The 19,161-nt window shown below is 51.2% G+C and carries 18 protein-coding genes; 8 read left to right on the top strand and 10 right to left on the bottom strand.

The genetic code is table 11. The features are described 5' to 3' along the window. Nucleotides 1-21 precede the first annotated feature (21 nt). Nucleotides 22-705, top strand: coding sequence for a Crp/Fnr family transcriptional regulator (locus tag P1P89_01570; GenBank protein ID MDF1590175.1), 684 nt, complete (start codon nucleotides 22-24; stop codon nucleotides 703-705). Between the two features lie 76 nt (nucleotides 706-781). On the opposite strand, the gene P1P89_01565 is transcribed toward P1P89_01570, so the two are convergent. Continuing rightward, nucleotides 782-1,258, bottom strand: a complete 477-nt coding sequence (locus P1P89_01565; GenBank protein ID MDF1590174.1) for a ferritin family protein — start codon at nucleotides 1,256-1,258, stop codon at nucleotides 782-784. Between the two features lie 919 nt (nucleotides 1,259-2,177). On the opposite strand from P1P89_01565, the gene P1P89_01560 reads away from it, so the two are divergent. The 6 genes from P1P89_01560 to P1P89_01535 all read left to right on the top strand — a co-directional run bounded on the left by P1P89_01560 (nucleotide 2,178) and on the right by P1P89_01535 (nucleotide 7,773). Then, nucleotides 2,178-2,801, top strand: a complete 624-nt coding sequence (locus P1P89_01560; protein MDF1590173.1) for a DUF2318 domain-containing protein — start codon at nucleotides 2,178-2,180, stop codon at nucleotides 2,799-2,801. 2 nt (nucleotides 2,802-2,803) lie between these two features. Continuing rightward, entirely contained in the window at nucleotides 2,804-3,961 is a 1,158-nt protein-coding gene (locus tag P1P89_01555; GenBank protein ID MDF1590172.1) for an ABC transporter permease, read from the top strand. Between the two features lie 9 nt (nucleotides 3,962-3,970). Further along, on the top strand, nucleotides 3,971-4,705 hold the full coding sequence (locus P1P89_01550; protein ID MDF1590171.1) for an ABC transporter ATP-binding protein: 735 nt from the start codon (nucleotides 3,971-3,973) through the stop codon (nucleotides 4,703-4,705). A 160-nt stretch (nucleotides 4,706-4,865) separates the two neighbouring features. Beyond that, nucleotides 4,866-5,405, top strand: a complete 540-nt coding sequence (locus P1P89_01545; GenBank protein MDF1590170.1) for a TlpA disulfide reductase family protein — start codon at nucleotides 4,866-4,868, stop codon at nucleotides 5,403-5,405. Nucleotides 5,406-5,675: 270 nt separating this feature from the next. Beyond that, on the top strand, nucleotides 5,676-6,860 hold the full coding sequence (locus P1P89_01540) for an inositol-3-phosphate synthase (GenBank protein MDF1590169.1): 1,185 nt from the start codon (nucleotides 5,676-5,678) through the stop codon (nucleotides 6,858-6,860). 67 nt (nucleotides 6,861-6,927) lie between these two features. Next, complete coding sequence (locus tag P1P89_01535) at nucleotides 6,928-7,773, top strand: sugar phosphate isomerase/epimerase (protein MDF1590168.1); 846 nt, start codon at nucleotides 6,928-6,930, stop codon at nucleotides 7,771-7,773. On the opposite strand, the gene truA is transcribed toward P1P89_01535, so the two are convergent. The 4 genes from truA to P1P89_01515 form a co-directional block, all read right to left on the bottom strand. Then, nucleotides 7,770-8,564 (bottom strand): tRNA pseudouridine(38-40) synthase TruA, encoded by a 795-nt coding sequence (truA, locus tag P1P89_01530; protein ID MDF1590167.1) that lies wholly within the window; start codon nucleotides 8,562-8,564, stop codon nucleotides 7,770-7,772. The two genes, P1P89_01535 and truA, sit on opposite strands and share 4 nt — an antisense overlap. 245 nt (nucleotides 8,565-8,809) lie before the next feature. Beyond that, a complete protein-coding gene (locus tag P1P89_01525) occupies nucleotides 8,810-10,783 on the bottom strand; it encodes a DUF3488 and DUF4129 domain-containing transglutaminase family protein (protein MDF1590166.1) in 1,974 nt (657 codons plus the stop codon). Further along, a complete protein-coding gene (locus P1P89_01520) occupies nucleotides 10,780-11,691 on the bottom strand; it encodes a DUF58 domain-containing protein (protein MDF1590165.1) in 912 nt (303 codons plus the stop codon). The genes P1P89_01525 and P1P89_01520 overlap by 4 nt, the downstream gene beginning before the upstream one ends. Next, the gene (locus P1P89_01515) at nucleotides 11,691-12,605 is read right to left on the bottom strand and encodes a MoxR family ATPase (GenBank protein MDF1590164.1); all 915 of its coding nucleotides are present in this window, start codon (nucleotides 12,603-12,605) and stop codon (nucleotides 11,691-11,693) included. Before P1P89_01515 ends, P1P89_01520 begins: the two co-directional genes overlap by 1 nt. 320 nt (nucleotides 12,606-12,925) lie before the next feature. Here P1P89_01515 and P1P89_01510 point away from each other — a divergent pair, with 320 nt between their 5' ends. Beyond that, complete coding sequence (locus tag P1P89_01510) at nucleotides 12,926-14,128, top strand: OmpA family protein (GenBank protein MDF1590163.1); 1,203 nt, start codon at nucleotides 12,926-12,928, stop codon at nucleotides 14,126-14,128. A 386-nt stretch (nucleotides 14,129-14,514) separates the two neighbouring features. On the opposite strand, the gene P1P89_01505 is transcribed toward P1P89_01510, so the two are convergent. From P1P89_01505 to P1P89_01485, 5 genes are all read right to left on the bottom strand, one after another. Continuing rightward, entirely contained in the window at nucleotides 14,515-15,546 is a 1,032-nt protein-coding gene (locus P1P89_01505) for a hypothetical protein (GenBank protein MDF1590162.1), read from the bottom strand. Between the two features lie 95 nt (nucleotides 15,547-15,641). Then, complete coding sequence (locus tag P1P89_01500; protein MDF1590161.1) at nucleotides 15,642-17,264, bottom strand: universal stress protein; 1,623 nt, start codon at nucleotides 17,262-17,264, stop codon at nucleotides 15,642-15,644. A 236-nt stretch (nucleotides 17,265-17,500) separates the two neighbouring features. Next, nucleotides 17,501-17,698 (bottom strand): DUF296 domain-containing protein, encoded by a 198-nt coding sequence (locus P1P89_01495; protein ID MDF1590160.1) that lies wholly within the window; start codon nucleotides 17,696-17,698, stop codon nucleotides 17,501-17,503. Between the two features lie 9 nt (nucleotides 17,699-17,707). Further along, on the bottom strand, nucleotides 17,708-18,238 hold the full coding sequence (locus P1P89_01490) for a nitroreductase family protein (GenBank protein MDF1590159.1): 531 nt from the start codon (nucleotides 18,236-18,238) through the stop codon (nucleotides 17,708-17,710). Between the two features lie 149 nt (nucleotides 18,239-18,387). After that, on the bottom strand, nucleotides 18,388-19,155 hold the full coding sequence (locus P1P89_01485) for an N-acyl homoserine lactonase family protein (GenBank protein MDF1590158.1): 768 nt from the start codon (nucleotides 19,153-19,155) through the stop codon (nucleotides 18,388-18,390). Nucleotides 19,156-19,161: the final 6 nt, after the last annotated feature.

Genomic DNA, 19,161 nt, shown 5'->3' with positions numbered 1-19,161 from the left:
AGAATGTAATTTTCAAAAAAAATGAAGAAAAATGAAGAAATCATATCCGGCGTACCGCTCTTTAGCGGTCTTCCCGAAGACCAGCGAAGGGACTTGAGTCAAATCGCCGTGAATAAAAACTATCAAAAAGGCGAAGTCATCTTTTCGGAAGGTGATACAGGCAGCGGTTTTTATATTATTGCCGCCGGCCAGGTTAAAGTCTTTAAGGTTTCATCTGAAGGGAAAGAACAGATTCTGCATATTTTCGGACCCGGCGAACCCATCGGTGAAGTTCCGGTTTTTACCGGGCAAACCTTTCCGGCCTATGCGGAAGCCCTGGCCAAAAGCCATTTGCTGTTTTTTCCCAGACCCGCATTTGTGGAACTGATAGCCGGCAACCCCTCGCTGGCATTGAACATCCTTGCCGTCCTGTCCATGCGGCTCCGGCAGTTCACCGTTCAAATAGAAAACCTGTCTCTCAAAGAAGTGCCCGGCCGTCTGGCGTCTTATCTCATCTATCTTTCGGGGGAACAGGAAAACAGGCAGTCCGTAAAGCTCAATATTTCGAAAGGTCAGCTGGCCAGTCTGCTGGGAACAATTCCTGAAACCCTTTCAAGAATTTTTGCCAAAATGTCTGAGCAGGGGCTCATAGCGGTAAACGGCCGCCAGATCCGTTTGCTGGATTCATCCGGGCTGGAATCCCTCGCAACCCATGGCAAGAACTGATGCGTGAGCTTCACACGCGTAGAAGCGGATTATTATGGCGGCCAACCACCTTACTAAGGCTTTCTGGATACCCAAGTTATTTTTTAAGGGAAATCAGTTTGTTGCTGAGGAATTTGATGTGTCCCATCTCCTCTTTGATGATATTTTCAATCCGCCCTTTACCCAGACTTGCCGCAACCGCCTCTTTCATACCCAGGTAAAAGACAATGGAATCTTTCTCGGCTGTAATGGCCGCTTTTAAAATACCCCTTAAGGATGACACATCCATTTCCTTTTCAAAAAAAACACGGGCATCAGCCAAAGACCTTAAGTAGAGGGCGGCTTCTCCTTCAGGATCAAAAACCGTAGACTCTTTCTCTTTTTCCGTGATTTCAGCACGAAGCGCCTTGAAAGTCTTTTCATGATCATCTTCCATTTCGGCCAGTTCATTTAAAAACTTTTGGGAGGCGGAATCTTCAACCGCTTTGGCTGAATCGCGATAAAATTTTGCACCGTTTCTTTCGAGCTGTTCGGCCATAATAAATACTTCGTCCGCATTAAAATCGTATGCCATATCTTTTCCTTTCTTTATAAGAATAATCCGTAACTTTTCAGTACTATAACGATTATTATGTATTTTGTAAAGGCGGCCGCTCTAAACCGTGACGGTACCCAGGGGCTGAATACTGAAACAGCATAGGCTGATAGACTGAAATCGGAAGGCTTTGAGGAACAAAACATGCACGTCGCTTAAAACTTCGGTTTTCATTTTGAACTTTTGGAAACTTACTATTCGTTTTTTGAATTGACAAAAACAGAAACATGCTTTAAATTGAACATTGTGGTACCAATACGATCCGGATTGTATGTGTATGCGAATACGAAAACTAATATGTTTATTCTTGGTCCCTTTTCTGGCAATCAGTTTCTTTGCAAGCGGAGCAGCGGCCAAACAAAGCTGTAATGAAAATACATGCCAGAAGATGGCCGTGCCGACGGGACATCATCAATCAAAACCCATGGCTTTGGCATCGGACTGCTGCGCCCGGCATCAGCAGGCGCCCTGTGAATTGGAGCGTCGCCAATCGCAGGAGTTGACGGCTTTCTGTGTTTCAGCCTGTCGCCTTGACAACTTTCGATCTATCACTATTATCGATGCCGATACCAACTTACAACGTCAACATCACCCCGGCAAGGTGCTTTATCAAAGTTCCCTTGTGGAAGCAAAAGCCCGCTCCGTACCGATTTACCTCCAGAACCTTTCCATAATCTGTTGATTCCCACGCAAAACGGCTCACAACCGTTCCCAGCGTCGTTGTTTCTAAAAATCAGCGTATATAAACAAATATTCGTTAACAGGTCTTAATAAAAGACAGTCTGTTTCGTCATGCCTTCAGACCTGTCCAATGAGTCAAAATAAAGGTTCAGGCTATAGCTGAACCTTTTTTAGAAAAACTTATTAATAATACAATCTCAATAAGGAGGACCCGCTCATGTCCAGAAAAAAGAAGAAGTCTACAAAAGCAATAGCATCCGGTCAGCAAGCTGAAGTTTCCAGAAGCACTCCCGACAATGACAAGATGGCATCCAAAAAAGCGGCCGTCCTGGGAACAGAAAAAAAACGTCATCGCCCTTTGGCTGTTCTTTTAACCTGTGTCGTTTTGGTGGCCGGTGGTATTTACTTTGTGATCCATCGCATGAATGCCGGAAATAGTGATACCCCTGTGGTTCAGGCGCAAGTTTCCGCCAATTCAGCTGCAACTGAGTTTGCATATCCGGTAGCGCTGTTCGAGGACGGCAATGCCCGTCACTACGAATATAAAGGACCCGGTGTAACGATCAAATATTTCATATTGAAAAGTTCGGACGGTGTCATCCGGGCTGCCTTTGATGCCTGTGATGTCTGCTGGCGCGCCGGCAAGGGCTACTTTCAGGTCGGCGACAACATGGTCTGCCGAAATTGCGGCCAGAGATTCGCATCAATTAAAGTCAACGAAGTAAAGGGAGGGTGCAATCCCTCACCGTTAACAAGAAACATCCAGGGTGACAATGTCGTCATCCGTATCAACGATATTCTTGAAGGCAGTCCATATTTTAACTTTTCCGGAAGGATTTAGCCATGACACTTAAAGAGATTGCGTATCGAAACCTGATGCGGCGTAAGGGTAAAGCCGCTTTTATTCTGGCCGGTTTGATGATCGCGGTGGCTACGGTCGTTACGGTCATCAGCCTGGTGGATGCCATGACAGATGATATCAACCATAAGCTGGAAAAGTACGGCGCAAATATTTTAATCGTCCCGCGAACGGAAAACCTCACCCTGTCCTACGGGGGACTTTCCCTCGGCGGCGTTTCCTTTGAAATGGAAGAAATCCATGAGGACCAACTGGCAAAAGTGAGCACCATAAAAAATGCCGCCAACGTGGCGGCCATGGGTCCCCTGGTGTTGGGGGTCGTCCAAGTCCCAAACCATCGGGTTTTGCTGGCGGGTGTCGATTTTGAAGCGGCAAAAATATTAAAACCCTGGTGGAAGGTCAACGGGTCCCTGCCGACTGAAAACGGTGTCTTGCTGGGCGCCGAAGCAGCCCGTGTCATGAATCTCCATTCAGGCGACGTTTTTACGGTAAAAGAGCGGGGCCTTCAGGTCTCGGGTGTACTGGAGCCCACCGGTTCCCAGGATGACCAGCTGATATTTACACGCCTCGCAACAGCCCAGTCGCTCCTGGGAAAAAAAGGTCGGGTTTCCATGGCGGAAGTCGCCGCCCTGTGCAAAGACTGTCCCATTGAAGATATGGTCAGACAGCTTTCCGAAATACTTCCTGAAGCCAAAGTAATGGCCATCCAGCAGGTCGTCAAAAGTCGTATGGAGGCCATCCAGCATTTCCAAAAGTTTTCATACGGCGTCTCCGTTGTGGTGCTGCTGGTTGGGAGCCTGGTTGTTCTGGTTACCATGATGGGAAGCGTCCGGGAGCGGACCGAAGAGATCGGTATTTTCCGGGCCATTGGATTTCGCAAAAGCCATGTTGCCCGAATTGTGTTGATTGAAGCCGTCATCGTGTCGGGACTATCCGGTTTTGTCGGCTATTTTTTAGGATTGGGAGCAACAAAGTCCGTGTTCCGATTTTTTACCGAAAGCCATTCCGTTTCCATCCCGTTAAATCTGGAGTTGGCCGTCGGTGCCTTTTGCCTGGCTTTGTTCGTAGGTCTGGCATCCAGTATTTACCCGGCCATGATGGCCGCACGCATGGACCCGAATGATGCCTTACGGGCACTTTAGGAGGCGCTTATGAGTTATATTGTAGCAGAAAATCTGGTAAAATTATACGGCAGCGGCGACGCGGTCGTGCCGGCCCTGCGAGGCGTGAGCTTTGAAATAAGAACAGGCGAATTTGTCGGGGTGATGGGCGAGTCCGGATCCGGCAAGTCGACCCTGCTTTCCATAATGGGCGCCATGAATGCACCGACTTCAGGAAGTTTGCATGTCGATGACATCAATGTTTACAGCCTCAAGCAGGAGCAGCAAGCCGACTTCCGCAGAGAATTTCTGGGGTTTGTATTTCAGAGTTTTTATCTGGTTTCCTATCTGACGGTCATCGAAAATGTCATGCTGCCCCTGGCCATCGTCAATACCAAAGGAAAACAGAAAAAAGAGATGGCGCAAGAAGCCTTGGCGTGTGTGGGACTGTCCAATAAGGCGAATCGCCTGCCGAATCAGATATCCGGCGGAGAAAAGGAACGGGTGGCCATTGCCCGGGCGATTGTAAACGAACCACCGATCCTGCTGGCGGATGAACCCACCGGAAACCTGGATACGAAAACCTCTGGTGAAATCATGGCGCTGCTTTTAAAGCTCAACCGCGGCGGCATGACGATTATTATGGTTACCCACAGCCACTCGTGCGCACAATACGCCCGGCGGATACTCACTATGACGGACGGCCGTCTGGTTGAGGGAGACCGACTCCGGAACGTTTTGACGCCCGCCCCCGACCCGGATAGGCAATTTGCATGTTTAAACTGATATTATATAGGGAAATTGCAAATCCGTATAAAATTTATTATATAACAACTTAATTCCGATGAATCGACTCTGATTAAAATATTTTTTTAAAAAAAACATCATCGCAACCATGAAAAATTTTGTTTTATATAGACTCCTGCCGCTCTTGGTTTTGACAGTAATGATCGGGAGTGCCCTTCATCTGCTTTCGCCCGAAATTGATGGGCCTTTTGCTTCAGGAACGCCATCCGGCAAAACAGACAAGTTGCTGCGTGACATGGGATTTCAGCAATACCCCTTTCCGGAGTCCACGGATGATATCATTTTAAATGATTTTATAGGCAAAGAAATTCAGCTTTCTGAATTCAGGGGGAAAGTGGTGTTTCTTAATTTTTGGGCCACCTGGTGTCCGGATTGTCGCACTGAAATGCCGTCGATGGAAAAATTACACACGCGGTTTAAAAGCAAAAGCTTTGCCATGGTCACCATAAATCTGAAAGAGCCGGCCGAACGCGTTAAAAAATTTTTTGATTCGTATAAACTGACGTTTATCGGACTTTTAGATCCGAACGGAAAAATCACCACAAAAATGGCCATACGGGCCCTTCCCACAACCCTGATCATTGATAAAAACGGAAAAATTCTGGGAATGGCACTGGGTTCCCGACCGTGGAACGGAAAAAAATCCATCGCCCTGTTCAAGCATCTTACAGGTCAGTGACCGTCCCGAACCCAATAATCGCAAAAGACTTGCCTGTGAATGGTTGTTGATGATTGATTCGATCCATCGTCATAATTTTTAGCCTGCATTTAGAAGCCAGCTCAAAAATAGTGTTTGAGATAGCTTCTGGTTGAAATCGCCCCCCGGCTTTGCCGAACTTGACACACAGAAGTCATTTCTCTATAGTCAGACGATTTTTGGACATACATTTCACTGCAGGCGCGCTGGACAGCGATCCAGACGACTGCAGCTTCTCGAAAGGTTGCAGAGATGACAAAACGGAATGACGAGACGTCGCGATCACTCCTGCTGCTGGTTGCCGGCGCCAAAGGGGCGGTTGCCTCCACCCTGGCCGTCGCTGTCGCTGCCTTGCAGCAACAGCCTGAATCGGTGCTGCCCGGTTTGATGACGGCCGACCTGTTCCCCTACATAGGCCCGCCCCAGGCCGTCCACTTCGCCGGATGGGATAAACAGCCCGGAACCCTGCTCCAGTCCATTACATCCCAGGGGATTATACCCGAACACCTTTGGAAGCTTTCTCAAACCATGATCGAAGAGATTCCGCTGCAGCCGGCCCCTTCCTCCGATCTGGGACTTGCAGAACAGGTCGAACTTCTGCAAGCCGACATCCAGAGGTATAAAAATAACTTTCCGCACGCACTGCCGGTTTTCATCAACCTGCTCCCGGCCGGATTCCAGACGGATCTTTACCGCCATGTCAGTTTGGAACGCCTGCTGGCCAAGGCAGACCCGGTCATGTGCCCGGACATTGCCTACCTGCTGGCCGCAATCCGTTGCGATGTCCCGGTGGTCAACTTTACCCCCAATGATCTGGAAGTTCCCGTGATTCTGGATGAGGCCGAAAAAAGAGGCGTACCGATATCCGGCCGGGACGGAAAGACCGGTCAGACGTATCTGAAGGTGGTCCTGGCCTCCGCCCTCAAGGCCCGCAAACTGGTTGTTGACGGATGGTACAGCCTGAACATCCTGGGAAACGAAGACGGCAGAAACCTGATGGACCCGGAGCGGGCATCCGGCAAAATGGCCAATAAAACTGAAGTGCTGGAAGAAATCCTGGGATATCCGGTGGGCGCAAAATACGGCGGGTCTTCCCACAAGGTACATATCGATTACTATCCCCCCCGGGGCGATGCCAAGGAGGCCTGGGATGTCATCGACTTTTCCGGCATCTTCGGGCTGCCCATGAGCCTGCGGCTGAACCTGCTGGGTCGGGACTCTGTTCTGGCAGCCCCGCTGGTGCTGGATCTGGCGCGCTGGATGGCCGCATTAAAGCTGGCCGGGTTTGCCGGCCCTGTCCCGGACTTGGGTTTTTATTTTAAAAAACCGGTCGGCGAGAATGGTCCGGTCACTTTCCAGGATCAGATGATGGGTTTAGACCGCTTACGGCAGGCCTGCGATCAGCGGCTCCTTGGCGATTCCGCCATTAATAAATAACCGCTGACTGCAGGCGGATTACCTGGCCCGTTCATAGAAAAATTACGGCTCCAATAAGGAAAATAGCATGCGATTCGGATACAGTACCAATGCCTTTGTAAAGTTCTCACTCCCCGAAGCAATACAAAAAATCGCCGGGCTGGACTTCAGGGCGGTTGAAATCATGGCGGACAGGCCCCACCTCTATCCACCGGATTTTAACGAAGCTGATCTTGCCCGTCTCAAAGGGGTCCTGGACGATAACAGCCTCACGGTAACCAATCTCAACAGCTTTACCCTCTTTGCCGTGGGCGACACCTATCTGCCGTCATGGATCGAACCTGAAAAAGAACGCCGCAAAACCCGCATCCGACACACCCGCGCCTGTTTGAAAATTGCGGACTATCTGAACTGTAAAAACATATCCGTTCCCCCCGGCGGCCCCCTGGACGGCATATCCAGAAAAATCGCCATGGCCCGGTTTTACCGGGGCCTTGAAAAAGTTGTTCCCCTGGCGGAATCGCTGGACGTGAAAATCCTGGTGGAACCGGAACCGCGCCTGCTTTTGGAAAATACCCGTGAATTCCTGGACTTCATTAAAGACGTTCAATCTGCGGCGGTGGGGATCAATTTTGATATCGGCCATTTTTTCTGCGCCGGTGAAGATCCCGGCCGGGCGTTTGAAACGCTTTTCCAGTGGGTCGGCCATGTACATGTTGAAGATATCGCGCCCGACCGCAGCCACAACCACCTCATCGCCGGCCAGGGCGCCATCGCGTTTCCGGACGTTTTTAAAACCATGGCCCGGCTGGGCTACCAGGGCGACATCAGCCTGGAGCTATACCCCTATGTGGATATCCCCGAGGAAGCCGGACGGAAAAGTCTTTCCTATCTGCGGCCCATTCTGCTGGAATCCGGTTTAAAGATCGATTAGGAATCTCGCCATTCGGGAATCACCATCGGCAGGACCGGACTGAAATCCGGGGGCAGCTCTCCATAATATACCCGCTCAAGAAACAAACCGGCCGGCGGCACGGTGTGCTTGGCCGGTTCAGGGTCATTTGCCTTAAGAAAACGCCGGATATCTTTAGCGCCCATGGCGCCCCGCCCGCTCGCAATCAGGACGCCCACCACGCGCCGCACCATTTTCCACAAAAAATGAGAGCCCACAATATGGATGAGGAGGGAAGCACCTTTTTTCTGAACCGCCACATGATAAACATGCACACGGGTTGACTGCTTTTCGTCAAGGATGTTGCCGAACGATTTAAAATCATGCATCCCTTCAAACAGATGGCAGACCCGCTCCATTGCCGCTATATCGAGGGTGTCCTTGACCCAGTAGGCATATTTTTTTGCAAACGCCGTTCGGCGGGTGGCAACATGATATACATAGCTGCGCGCCGTGGCATCGTAGCGGGCATGAAACTTTGAATCCGCCGTTGCAGCGGAAAGGATGTTGACGGTAGCCGGCAGGGCGTCGTTGAGGCGCATGCAAAGGACATCGGGCTGAAGGCGGGTTTGAACATCCAGGTGGGCGACCTGGGCCATGGCATGAACACCGGCATCGGTGCGACCGGCACCGTATAATTCAAACGCGCCGACCCCGAGGGTCGATTTGCAGGCATTCATGAGAACCCCCATCACCGTGGGCTTGTTCTTCTGAAACTGCCAGCCGTGATAGGGTGATCCGTCATATTCAATAATGAGTTTAAAGCGTGCCATTTCTTACCTGTGTTCTCCCGGCTTCAATGCAAATCCTAGGCGTCGGGTACTTTGCTTCTGAATGATCGGTTGTTGCTGCCTGTGTACATCCAACAAATTTGTTTTACAACAGAACCGTTGTACACCCCCTCTAATATAGCCATATCATCTCAATATATCCACAAACAATTCCTAATAACAAGATTCTATTCGCCTTTACAGTCACTAAAAACCAAGTCTTTCATTCGACAGTCGAGCAAACAACCTTAATTCGGGTGATTGGTCCGATATATTTTATCGGGCTTAAATCCTTTGACTAGCGTCTGCAACCGTTTTTCATCCCGTTCATTTCCGCCGCGCCCGTATCTGAGCCGCACATAAAGCCCGGTGATTTCAGCTACGCGTTCCGCCAGATCCGCTCTTTGGCCGGCGACCTGCCGGGCATAATCGATGGGTCCCTGGGCCGGTCGCCTGGGGCGGATTGTCCGGGCAAGCTTTTGACAGAATACCTCATAGGCCCGCTGCACCCTATCGGTTTGGAGCGGTCCGGATTTTCTTAAACCCCGGAAAAACACCCATACCCCCATGGCAATCGCGGCTGAAAGGATCAAGAGCCCGATCAATATTCTCTTGATCGGCGCGCCCATTAAATCCCCGCTCGTAAGCAGTTCCCGCTGCTGGCTGCGGGAATACCCGATAACCAGGAGGTTCCAGCCGATATTCGCCCGGTCCCAGGCGAATTGAACGGGCTTCCAGTAGCGATACAGCGCAGCCAGATACTGCGAAGACAGGTAAATCGGTCTTTCGGCCGGCGGGAGGGCGGCGGCTGAACCCTGCTGAACCCTTGCAGGAGCTATCACGGATGTCGGATCAATCCGGGTCCACCCGGTTTTCGGCAGCCAGACTTCCACCCAGGCATGGGCGTCCGACTGACGAACGATCAGATAATTGCCGAATGGATTCCGCTCGCCGCCGAGATATCCGCCGACAATCCTTGCGGGTATTTGGGCTGCCCGCATCAGAAAAGCGAAAGCAGATGCGAAGTGTTCACAGTATCCGTTTCGGGTCCGAAATAGAAAATCATCGATGCTGTCGCCTTCCAGCGGGGTCGGTCTGAGGGTGTAGCTGAATCCATTTTCCTTTAAAAATGACAGGGCGTTTGCAACGATTGCTTCGGGTTCTCGGTTCTGACGCCGCCAGTCTTGCGCCAGCGCTCTGGCCCTCGGATTTCCCTGGGGCGGAAGCTCCAGCGCGGCCGCCTCCCAATATCGCAACGGTCCGGTATGGTACGTCCTATGGGAGCGGAGGGTGTAGACCGTTCGCACTGTTACGCGCCGCCACGAGGTCAGTGTAAAATCATCGAGCAGGCGGACCTGCCGCGGTGCAAATTCCGGCAGATCCAGTGCAAACCACCAGCGTTTATGGTGCGGTTCCAGGGAAATCGTGTATTGTACGGTTTCAGTCCCTGGAAAGTACGCTTGGCGAGTGGGCGCCCTGTTCCCCCGCTCCCAGCTCTGACCCGTGAAGTACCAAAATACAATACCGCGCCAATACAGGTGGTCCGGTGCCGGGATGTCGCCATGAAAATCAACCCGGAACGCTATCGCATTGTCTTGGGCAAGGCTGCTGATATCTCCCGGAGACAACCGCTCGGAAAATCCTGTCCTTTCCGCTGCCGGATTGAAAACGCCCCAAAAGTGCCCCTGAATCCGGGGGAACAGAATGAACAGGGCGATGGTCAGGGGAAAAGCCTGGATCATGATCCGGGCGGAAAGCTTCAGATTGGCCGACACCCCGGCGATGGTGTGGTTGATGTGGATAAGGACCGCCGTGGTAATGCAAACACTCACCAGCATATGGAGTGCGGTAAAAAATGAATTGTCAAACAGCAGATGGGTCAGGATGACGGCATAAGACAGAAAGACCGTTATCATTTTGTCTCGATAGGTCCTTATTTCCAATGGTTTTAAGGATACCATGATGGCAAGCATACCGACAAAGGTGTCCCCGGCCAGCGCCCAGTCATAAGAAAATAAAACCCCCAACAGGCCCAACGGAATCAGCGTCTGTCGCAACCACGGTTTCGGCATCTGCCGGTTGCGACAGGTTGTCTGGAAGGCATATCCCCAGAAAAACAGGCACCAGAGGGTGATCCAGATCGGGAGCCTCACCCAGTAAGGAATAACAGCAATAACGAGTGCCGCAAGAATGGCGGGGATATCTTTATCGGGCATTTTCATGAAATATCCGGGCTAACGGATGTTTGGAACAGCGCCAGCGCTTTGAGACAGTTCCGGCGATGGGTGTTGCCGACATCGGGTGGAATCGATTTTCCCGGCAGGTTAAGCCCGTAAAACAGGTTGAACCGATGGGCTTTCAGTACGGCATCACACAACCGGGAGAGTTTATGCTCAACATCGGCGCTTTTGATTGAATTCCAGTCAAAAACAATCACCGTGCCGGCAGGTTCGACAAATTGTTTAATCTGGAGTCCCTGCCCTCTTGAAAAGGCTTTCCAATAAATATGCTCCACCGGCTCTCCGGGCAGGTAGGGTTGCAGTCCCTTGAAATCATCCATCCCCGAAAGCTCCTTCCCCCCTTCGCTTCCGGATAAAGCGTAATTCTGAGCCGTGCTGAAAGAATCTGAAATAGGTTTGGGATACACCAGGCAATGGATATTGAGCGATATATCCATGATCGACCGGAAAAGGCCGAACGGGTATCGGGTTTCAACCCGCAAGGCTCCGGGGTTATGCCAGCCCCGTTGATCTGCCGGAATGCGGAGGGACAAGCGCCGGGGCAAACGGGTAATCATATCCTGACAGGTTTCCTCGGATTGCTTAAATGAAAACAAGATCGACCGGTTGGGGAGCGCTTCGGCACAAACCTGCAATTCATACACAGCGGTTTCTCCGGCAAATACCGGCCGGGCGGCCATTGATAGAATTTGAAGGCCCGTGATATTTTTGTAGGTATAGAGTAAAGAGGCCATGGCCATGGCGCCCAGCAAAAAGGCCAGCAGCAGCCCCAGGTTATTGTTGTAATTCACCGAACCCAGCGTCATGGCGGCCACCACGACGCCAAAAAGAACGCCATAGCCGGTGGGGCGGAATCGAATTCCTTTTCCGCGGATGGTATATGCTTGCATCAGGGTATGGGTACGCTTTTTATCAGAGAAATCAGCCGGCCCCGTGGATATTCCATGAGGTCTTCACTGGAACGCAACCGGTGCCCGGCAACCCAGGGCAGGATATGCTGCACATCTTCCGGCAGGGTATGGTCCCGGCCGTCCAGAAACGCCCATGTTGCGGCCGCCCTTAAAACGGCAAGTCCGGCCCGGGGCGAAAGCCCCATATGAAAATGGGGCGATGTCCGCGTAAAGTCCAATACGTTCTGAACATACTCCAGCAGGGCATCGGAATGGTGAACCTGTTTTATTTTTTCCTGGATTTCAGAGACGCCCGCGGATTGCAAACAGGGCGTCATATTGGCAAGGATATCTTTCGTCTCTCCATGTTGCAGCAGTCTTTTTTCTGCTTTGCGGTCCGGATACCCCAGGTCAATTCGCATCAGAAACCGATCGAGTTGGGACTCCGGCAGCGGAAAGGTTCCCGATTGCTCAAGGGGATTTTGGGTGGCGATCACAAAGAAGGGATCTTCCAACGGACGGGTCTTTCCGTCAATGGTCACCTGCCGCTCTTCCATGGCTTCCAGAAGAGCGCTCTGGGTTTTCGGCGTCGCCCGGTTGATTTCATCGGCAAGCAACACCTGGGTAAATATCGGTCCCGGATGAAAAATAAAAGCGCTGCTGTTGCGGTCGAACACGGAAATCCCTAAAATGTCGCCGGGCAGCATGTCGTTGGTGCACTGGATGCGCCTGAATTTGAGATTCAGGCATCTGGACAACACTTTGGCCAACATCGTTTTTCCAATCCCCGGGCGGTCTTCGATCAGCAGGTGCCCGCCTGAAAACAAACAGGTAAGCGCCAATCGAATCTGGGGCTCTTTTCCCAAAACCACCTTGCCGATGTTGTCAACGATTGATTCAAATTCGCTTTGCATGAATGTATATCTTGTCGGTCGTTTCGCTATTTTCCCTGAAATCCCGTCTTTAGCAGGACGGTCAGGCATCAAATGGGATTATGATTAAGTTCTATTCATATGTTCCTTATAACCCAGAGCCCGGCAAATATCAACATTGCACCCCGGCGCTTCCGTGCGTGGATTGACAACCGCGGTCGCCTTTGGTAATGATATTCCGTCAAGACACATGAATGCCTTTCGAAAATTGCTTCTTTTTAGCTCATTTTTTTGAAATTGAAATATCTGCTTTATTCACTCTCAATCAGCACCGGCATCCTGATTAAGGAGGTAAAATTGACATGCGCCGCATGAATTCATTGGTGGGATGTGTCATCATTGCATTGGGATGGTCTGTGCTGACATCATGCGCCATCTTCTCAAAACCGCCGCAGCCGATTGAGCCGCCTGCTCCCTTCGAAGAAGCGATTTCGGCTCTGGCAGGTGATCTGCTGGCCCGGATCAAGGCAGACCGGCCGGATTCAACTGGTAAAGACAAAATCCATGTCATGCTCATACCCTTTGCCGATGCTGACACCGATGAGGTGCCGCAAGTCAGCCGGCAGATCGAAACCATCTTTATCACCGAAGGCTCGCAAAAATTTAAAGGTTTCGAGTTGGCCCGGCTCACCTCCAAAAACATCAGCCAGATCGATTACATTATAAGCGGAACTCTCCGGATGGATCTTTACCCGGGTAAACATGACGAAAAAGTCCAAAAATATTATCGCGCTCACGGCGAGGTCACGCGATTAAAGGACAAAAAAATTATCGGAAAATCAAGCCGCTGGATCGCTGATCTTGACATCAACGTAGTGCCGACACCCATATATCGCGACAGTCCTCTCTATTTAAAGGGAAGCCGTTTGCCCACACCTGATAAAACCCCGCAAATCCTCCGGGATGAAAATTTTATCGATACCTCACTTGAAACGACGGCCATCCTAATAGAAGGACGCATGGCCTATGAAAACGGCAATTACGAAGGGGCTGAATCATTATTCCGGATGGCGGCCGGACGAAAAGACGGCCAGCGTATGGACACCTATGCCGGTTTATACCTTGCGAATTATAAATTGGGCCGTTTGGAAGAAGCGGAAAAGGCGTTTAGCAGACTGGTTGCCATCAGCGCTGAAAAATATCGCAGTTTTACCGTCAAGTATTTGTTCGGCGTCAATTCCGTTGAATTCCTGAAGGATAAAACCCTGGCAGACAGATATCAAACCTGGATCCGCAATATCGGAAAATATTTTCATCAAACGAACACTTGCCTGAAAATTGTCGGCCATTCCAGCCGCACGGGATCTGAAGAATATAACGACAAACTTTCCCTGGAACGGGCAAAAAGCGTTCAGGCCCTTTTACAAAAATATTTTCCTGAAGTGTTTCAACGCTCCGAAATCGTCGGCAAGGGATTCAGCGAAAATATCGTTGGAACCGGCACGGACGATGACAGCGACGCGCTGGATCGCCGTGTTGAGTTGTTCGTTGTTGAGTGTAAATAAGTATCCGACAACTAAAGCATTTGCTCGGATAGAATTTCATTTGCCAGACAAAATCCAAACATCCAATCTGATGAACTCGTAAAAAGTACTCCAATTGTCACGCCGGACTTGATCCGGCATCCAGAACCGTCTGAAATTATTGGATTCCCGCCTTCGTGGGAATGACGAAAGAGGCGCATTTTCGGCTTTTTACAAGATCATCAAATCTCAACTATCAAATAAATCCCAATGACCAAAATTCAAAAACCCAAACATTCTTGCAGGGAGGTTTGGGTCATTGAATATTGGAATTTAATTGTAATTTGGCTTTTGGGATTTGAATTTTTAGTGCTATTATCCGCTGCACAGCCGGTTGACTTTTGATCTGGACAACAGGAACCGGTATGCTACCCCGGAATAAAATAGGGTTTCAGCATCGTGGTAATCTCTTCCGGAAACGCCATGCAAAGGGTCTCGTTGTAGAGGTTTCGCAGGGCGCCGACGTCCGGCGTGCCCAGAGCCTGGTTAAAAAAGGTGCGCGGCGAAAAGAGCAGATGAAAGCGGGCATGATGATCCCCTGGCGCACCGGTAAAAAAATTCATATTAAAACTGTAAATTCCCATGTTGTCATAGGCCGCCATTGCCCGGGTTAATCCCGCGGCAATATCTGCAAGATCCCCATCTGTAAGCTCCAGCGTAGACCGCACGCCCTCTGTCACCGCCAGGATGTCGCCGGCAACCCCCATGGGGGCATAGGCGCCGAACCAAGTTGTCCGCCCGATCTTCCCCAGGTATCGCTTCTCTTCTTTTTTTTCAAATTCAACAAGATCGTCCCAGTAGTTGCTCCCATTGGTTTTCAGATAGGCTTTTGCCGCCGTCAGCTCCTCACGCATCAGATTCGGCGCAAACGAGGTGGCGAACACCTGGAGGTGCGGATGAATCAGGGAACTGCCCGAGGCCGGCATATAGTTCCAGTTAATTAAATGATAGACCGATTCGGGATGGCCGGCCTGGTGCACGGTCCGGAAAAACTGCATGGCCAGTCCGAAGGCTTTGGCAATGCGCTCTGGTTCTATTTCCGTCATGGGAATGAAATGGCGGCTGCTGAAGGTTGCCACCGCACCCAGGCTGTCATAAGGCGCGATATTCGGAAAAAGGATCATGTCTTCAGAAACCAGACGGCCTTCCGGAAGAATTTCCGGAGGAAAGCTTGGCGTTATTTTCATGACCTTGTCCGGACAGAACGGGCACGTCTTTTCGGTCCCTGCCACCAGGGCCTCAAAATCCGGTTTTTGCCACTGCAGTTTCATGAAGTGACAAATCCGTGAACTTCTACCGGTTAAAGGGTCTTTTCTGATTTCACTCGGTATGGCCCGTCGTTTTTTCCCCTCGCCGGGGTCGATGATGACGGTTTCTTTTTTACTGGCGCTGAATTTCATGGGGTCTCCTTTTTACGTTGGCTTGTATGAACCGTTCTGTTCCTATTCAGCTCCGGGGCAGTCCCATTTCAATCAAAATGTTCGGCAAATCCGGATCAGTCGACCACCCAGACGGTGCAGTCCCTGGTATTGTGCACGATCTTGTTCGACACGCTTCCGAAAAGGAACTGCTTTGCGCGGGAAAGGCCCCGCCGCCCGACGATAACGGTCCCATAGTCCCCTGCTTCGATTTCATCCAAGACATCCCGGGCGATACCCGTTCTTTTATCGCGGAACTGAACCGAAATCGCTTCCGCGGGAATGCCGGCCTTTATCAGGACGGCCCGGGAGATTTCCATTATCTTTCGGACCTCTTGTTCGTTCCGGTCCGACTCTTCGGTTCGGATATGCAGCAGGGTTATCAACACATCGCTGCGCCCCGCCAGCATATCGCCGGCATATACCGCGCCCATGGCGGAATTATCCGATCCGTCCAGGGCAATGAGTATTTTTTGGGGGGGCTTGAGGGTATTTCTGATCATACGCTGCCTATGGATCCGCTTATCTTTTTCCCACTGGGCGCAGCGAACCGGCTGATTTAGAACTAAAAACTGAAAGCACGTCCCGCAGTCGCTGCACGCGTTGATTGCCTCCGGCTGCCCCGCTTTTGCCTTAAGCGGCCAGAGCGGATCGGCAAACAGGGGCCGGGCCAGCCCGATCAGATCCGCTTTATCTTCGCGCAAAACCGTCTCTGCCAGATCCGGTGTTACGATGCGGCCGCTGGCAATGACCGGGACCGCAACACATTGTTTGATCGCCCGGGCCAAGTGTACCATGTAGCACGGCTGGTGGGATTTTTCCATTATTTCTTTGTCGGCAAAGGATTCGTAGGTGCCGCCGGTCACGGAAAGATAAGCCGCCGGCAATTCGGAAAGCCTTTGGGCAAAAATTTTGGCTTCGTCGAGTCCGAACCCGTTTGGAAGCCATTCGTCCGCCTGGAATCGGTAGCCCACGGGAAAGGCAGACCCGACGGCATCCTTGACCGCCCGGACAAGTTCCAGCGGAAAACGCATCCGGTTTTCCAAATCTCCGCCGTATCGATCCATACGTTTATTCGTTCTGGGGGACAGAAACTGAACCGGCAGATAACCCGTGCCGCCATGTATTTCCACCATATCGAAACCGGCTTTTTGGGCCCGAACCGCTGCGCCGACATACGCGGTCATGATACGGCGGATATCGGACTTCGTCATCACCCGTATCCGTTCCGGACGATGTTGGATCAATTCCGAAACAATCGACCACTGCTGTTGGAAATCCAGCGACTTCAAAGCTGAGCGGTATATGCCGCCAAGGCTGATATCGCTCAACGCAACCGCCGACGGCGCTAACAGTCTGTCACCGCGGGCGAACCGACCACCGTGATTGATCTGGAGCACCGCCGCAACATTTTCTTTCTTTATGGTTTCGGCCAGTCGCGATAATCCGGAGATAAACCGGTCGCTGTCGGCCCGCAGCGAATGCCGGGCCAATAGCCCGCCGGGGTCAACAGCCACATTGCCCACCACCACCATGGCAACACCGCCTTTGGCCAGTTCGCTGTAATGTTCCAGGATCAATTCGCCGACACTGCCGTCCCGTTGGGCGTACATCGTAAACAGCGGGGCCGTGGTAATCCTGTTTTTAAGTCGCAGCGGCGGAATATCAAAAGGCTTGAATAGGAGGGGATAGTTGGGCATGGAAGAAAACCCCCGGTTTATGCGAATGGTTGCGAGCCAAGCACACAACTTCATTAGTACGATGACGAATTCAGTATAATGAATTCTAACGAATTCCTATGAAAAAATCCCCCAAACCCCCTTTAATAAAGGGGGCAATTATTCTCCTCCCTTTCACAAAGGGAGGCCGGGAGGGGTTTTTATTCACCGGAGTTATCTGACGAATTACAATGTCATCGTATTTGTGTTCTCATACACTAAGGCGCCAGCAGCTTAAACCCCGTGACCGGATCCGGCAAACGAACCCCCCGGGTGTCAACCAGCTCCAGCAGGATGACTTCCATCACCTGCCAGGTTTTAACACCCGACCGGACGCAGCCGGTAACGGTTTTTCCTTTTCGGCCGCAGGCCATATGCATATGCAGGATCGGCCGGCCGGTTTCATCCGGAAAGATTGTTCCATGCTATTTTTTTCCATAACGATTGCGGTGGATTCTATCATACAGCAGTTCTTCTTTCCCGTGCCCCGGTTTTTCTTCAGCAGGGTAGCCGATGGCCACCATGGAAAGCACTTTCAAATTTTTCGGCAGCCCCAGGAGTTCCGTAATATAAGACTCGGCCGGCTCATTTCCCTTGTGCATTCTTTCTCGAATCTGAATCCAGCAGCTTCCCAGCTCCAGAGAGGCTGCCGTCAAATGAATAATGGTAGAAGCAATGGCGGCATCCTCAATCCAGATGTCCTGCTTGCCGGGGTCCGCGCAGATAACAATTCCCAGAGATGCGCCTTTTATAAGAGCGGAACCATGCTCTTTTGCCGTCGAGAGTTTTTCCAGGATCTCCTTGTCGGTAACCACCACAAATTCCCAAGGATTTTTTGCTCCGCCCGAAGGCGACCTTAGCGCCGCTTCGATCAATGTTTCAATCTTCTCAGGCTCCACTTTTTTATCTTGAAATTTTCGGATGCTTCTTCTCTTTTGCAACAATGAAATCAACATATAACGCCTCCTTTTAATGGACTTTCCTTGACACCGGTTTAATCGCTTCCTTGCATCATCTCCTGGTTCAATTAGCAAAATTCCCAACAGAATACAAATTTTAAATCCGCCGGTTTCCGCAATGTCAAGGAACCGCCGGTATCGAAGCCTTACACCAGACGGGTCACCCCCTCCGCCACCAGGGGATAATTCCGGGTCATCAGGGGGTCATGACCGGGAAAGAGCAGATCGGCTGAAGCCGCCCTGGCCCGCAGTTTATCGTAGGTTTGCATCCATCCCACCAGGTCGATGATCAATGCGCTGGGCCAATCCTCCTTAAAATTTCTAAAAACATGGGCGCTGTCCGAACCGAGCACGGCCGTCCCCTTCGACGTATTCACCGCCACCGCCTGCAACGCCACGCTATGACCCGGCGCCAATAGGCATTCCATCCCCGGCAGGATCTCCCGGTCTCCATCCAGAAGAACCAGCCGTTCCGTTTTTTCAAGAGACGCCAAATGCAAATTGGCGGCATCATCGGTGTAAAACCTGAATGCCGGCCGAGTCGCTATTTTGTCTTTAATCCAGAAACGATATTCTTTTTCCTGCAGATAAATTTTTGCCTGCGGAAACAGGCTTACCCCGGCAGCATGATCCCAATGGATATGGGTCAGGATAACATGCCGGACGGTTTCAGCCTTAACGCCGATCCGGTCGAGCATTTCTTCCGGATTGGTATAGCCGTTCATTTTCTTTGATGCGGCCAGCTGCGGGGGAACGCCGGCATCAACAACCACCGTCGTTTCCGGCCCTTTGATGCACCACAAATAACAATTTCGTTCTTCCGTCCGGTCCCAGTCCTTCATCCACATCAGAAATGCCCCCGAACTGGTAAATGGGCCTGCATATTTCAAGGCATAGATCTCAAAAGCTTGCATGGTCGT

The sequence above is a fragment of the Desulfobacterales bacterium genome (genome assembly GCA_029211065.1).
Lineage (GTDB): Bacteria > Desulfobacterota > Desulfobacteria > Desulfobacterales > JARGFK01 > JARGFK01.
Note: the sequence above shows the minus strand (reverse complement) of the source record. Positions and strands in the feature narration are given on the sequence as shown.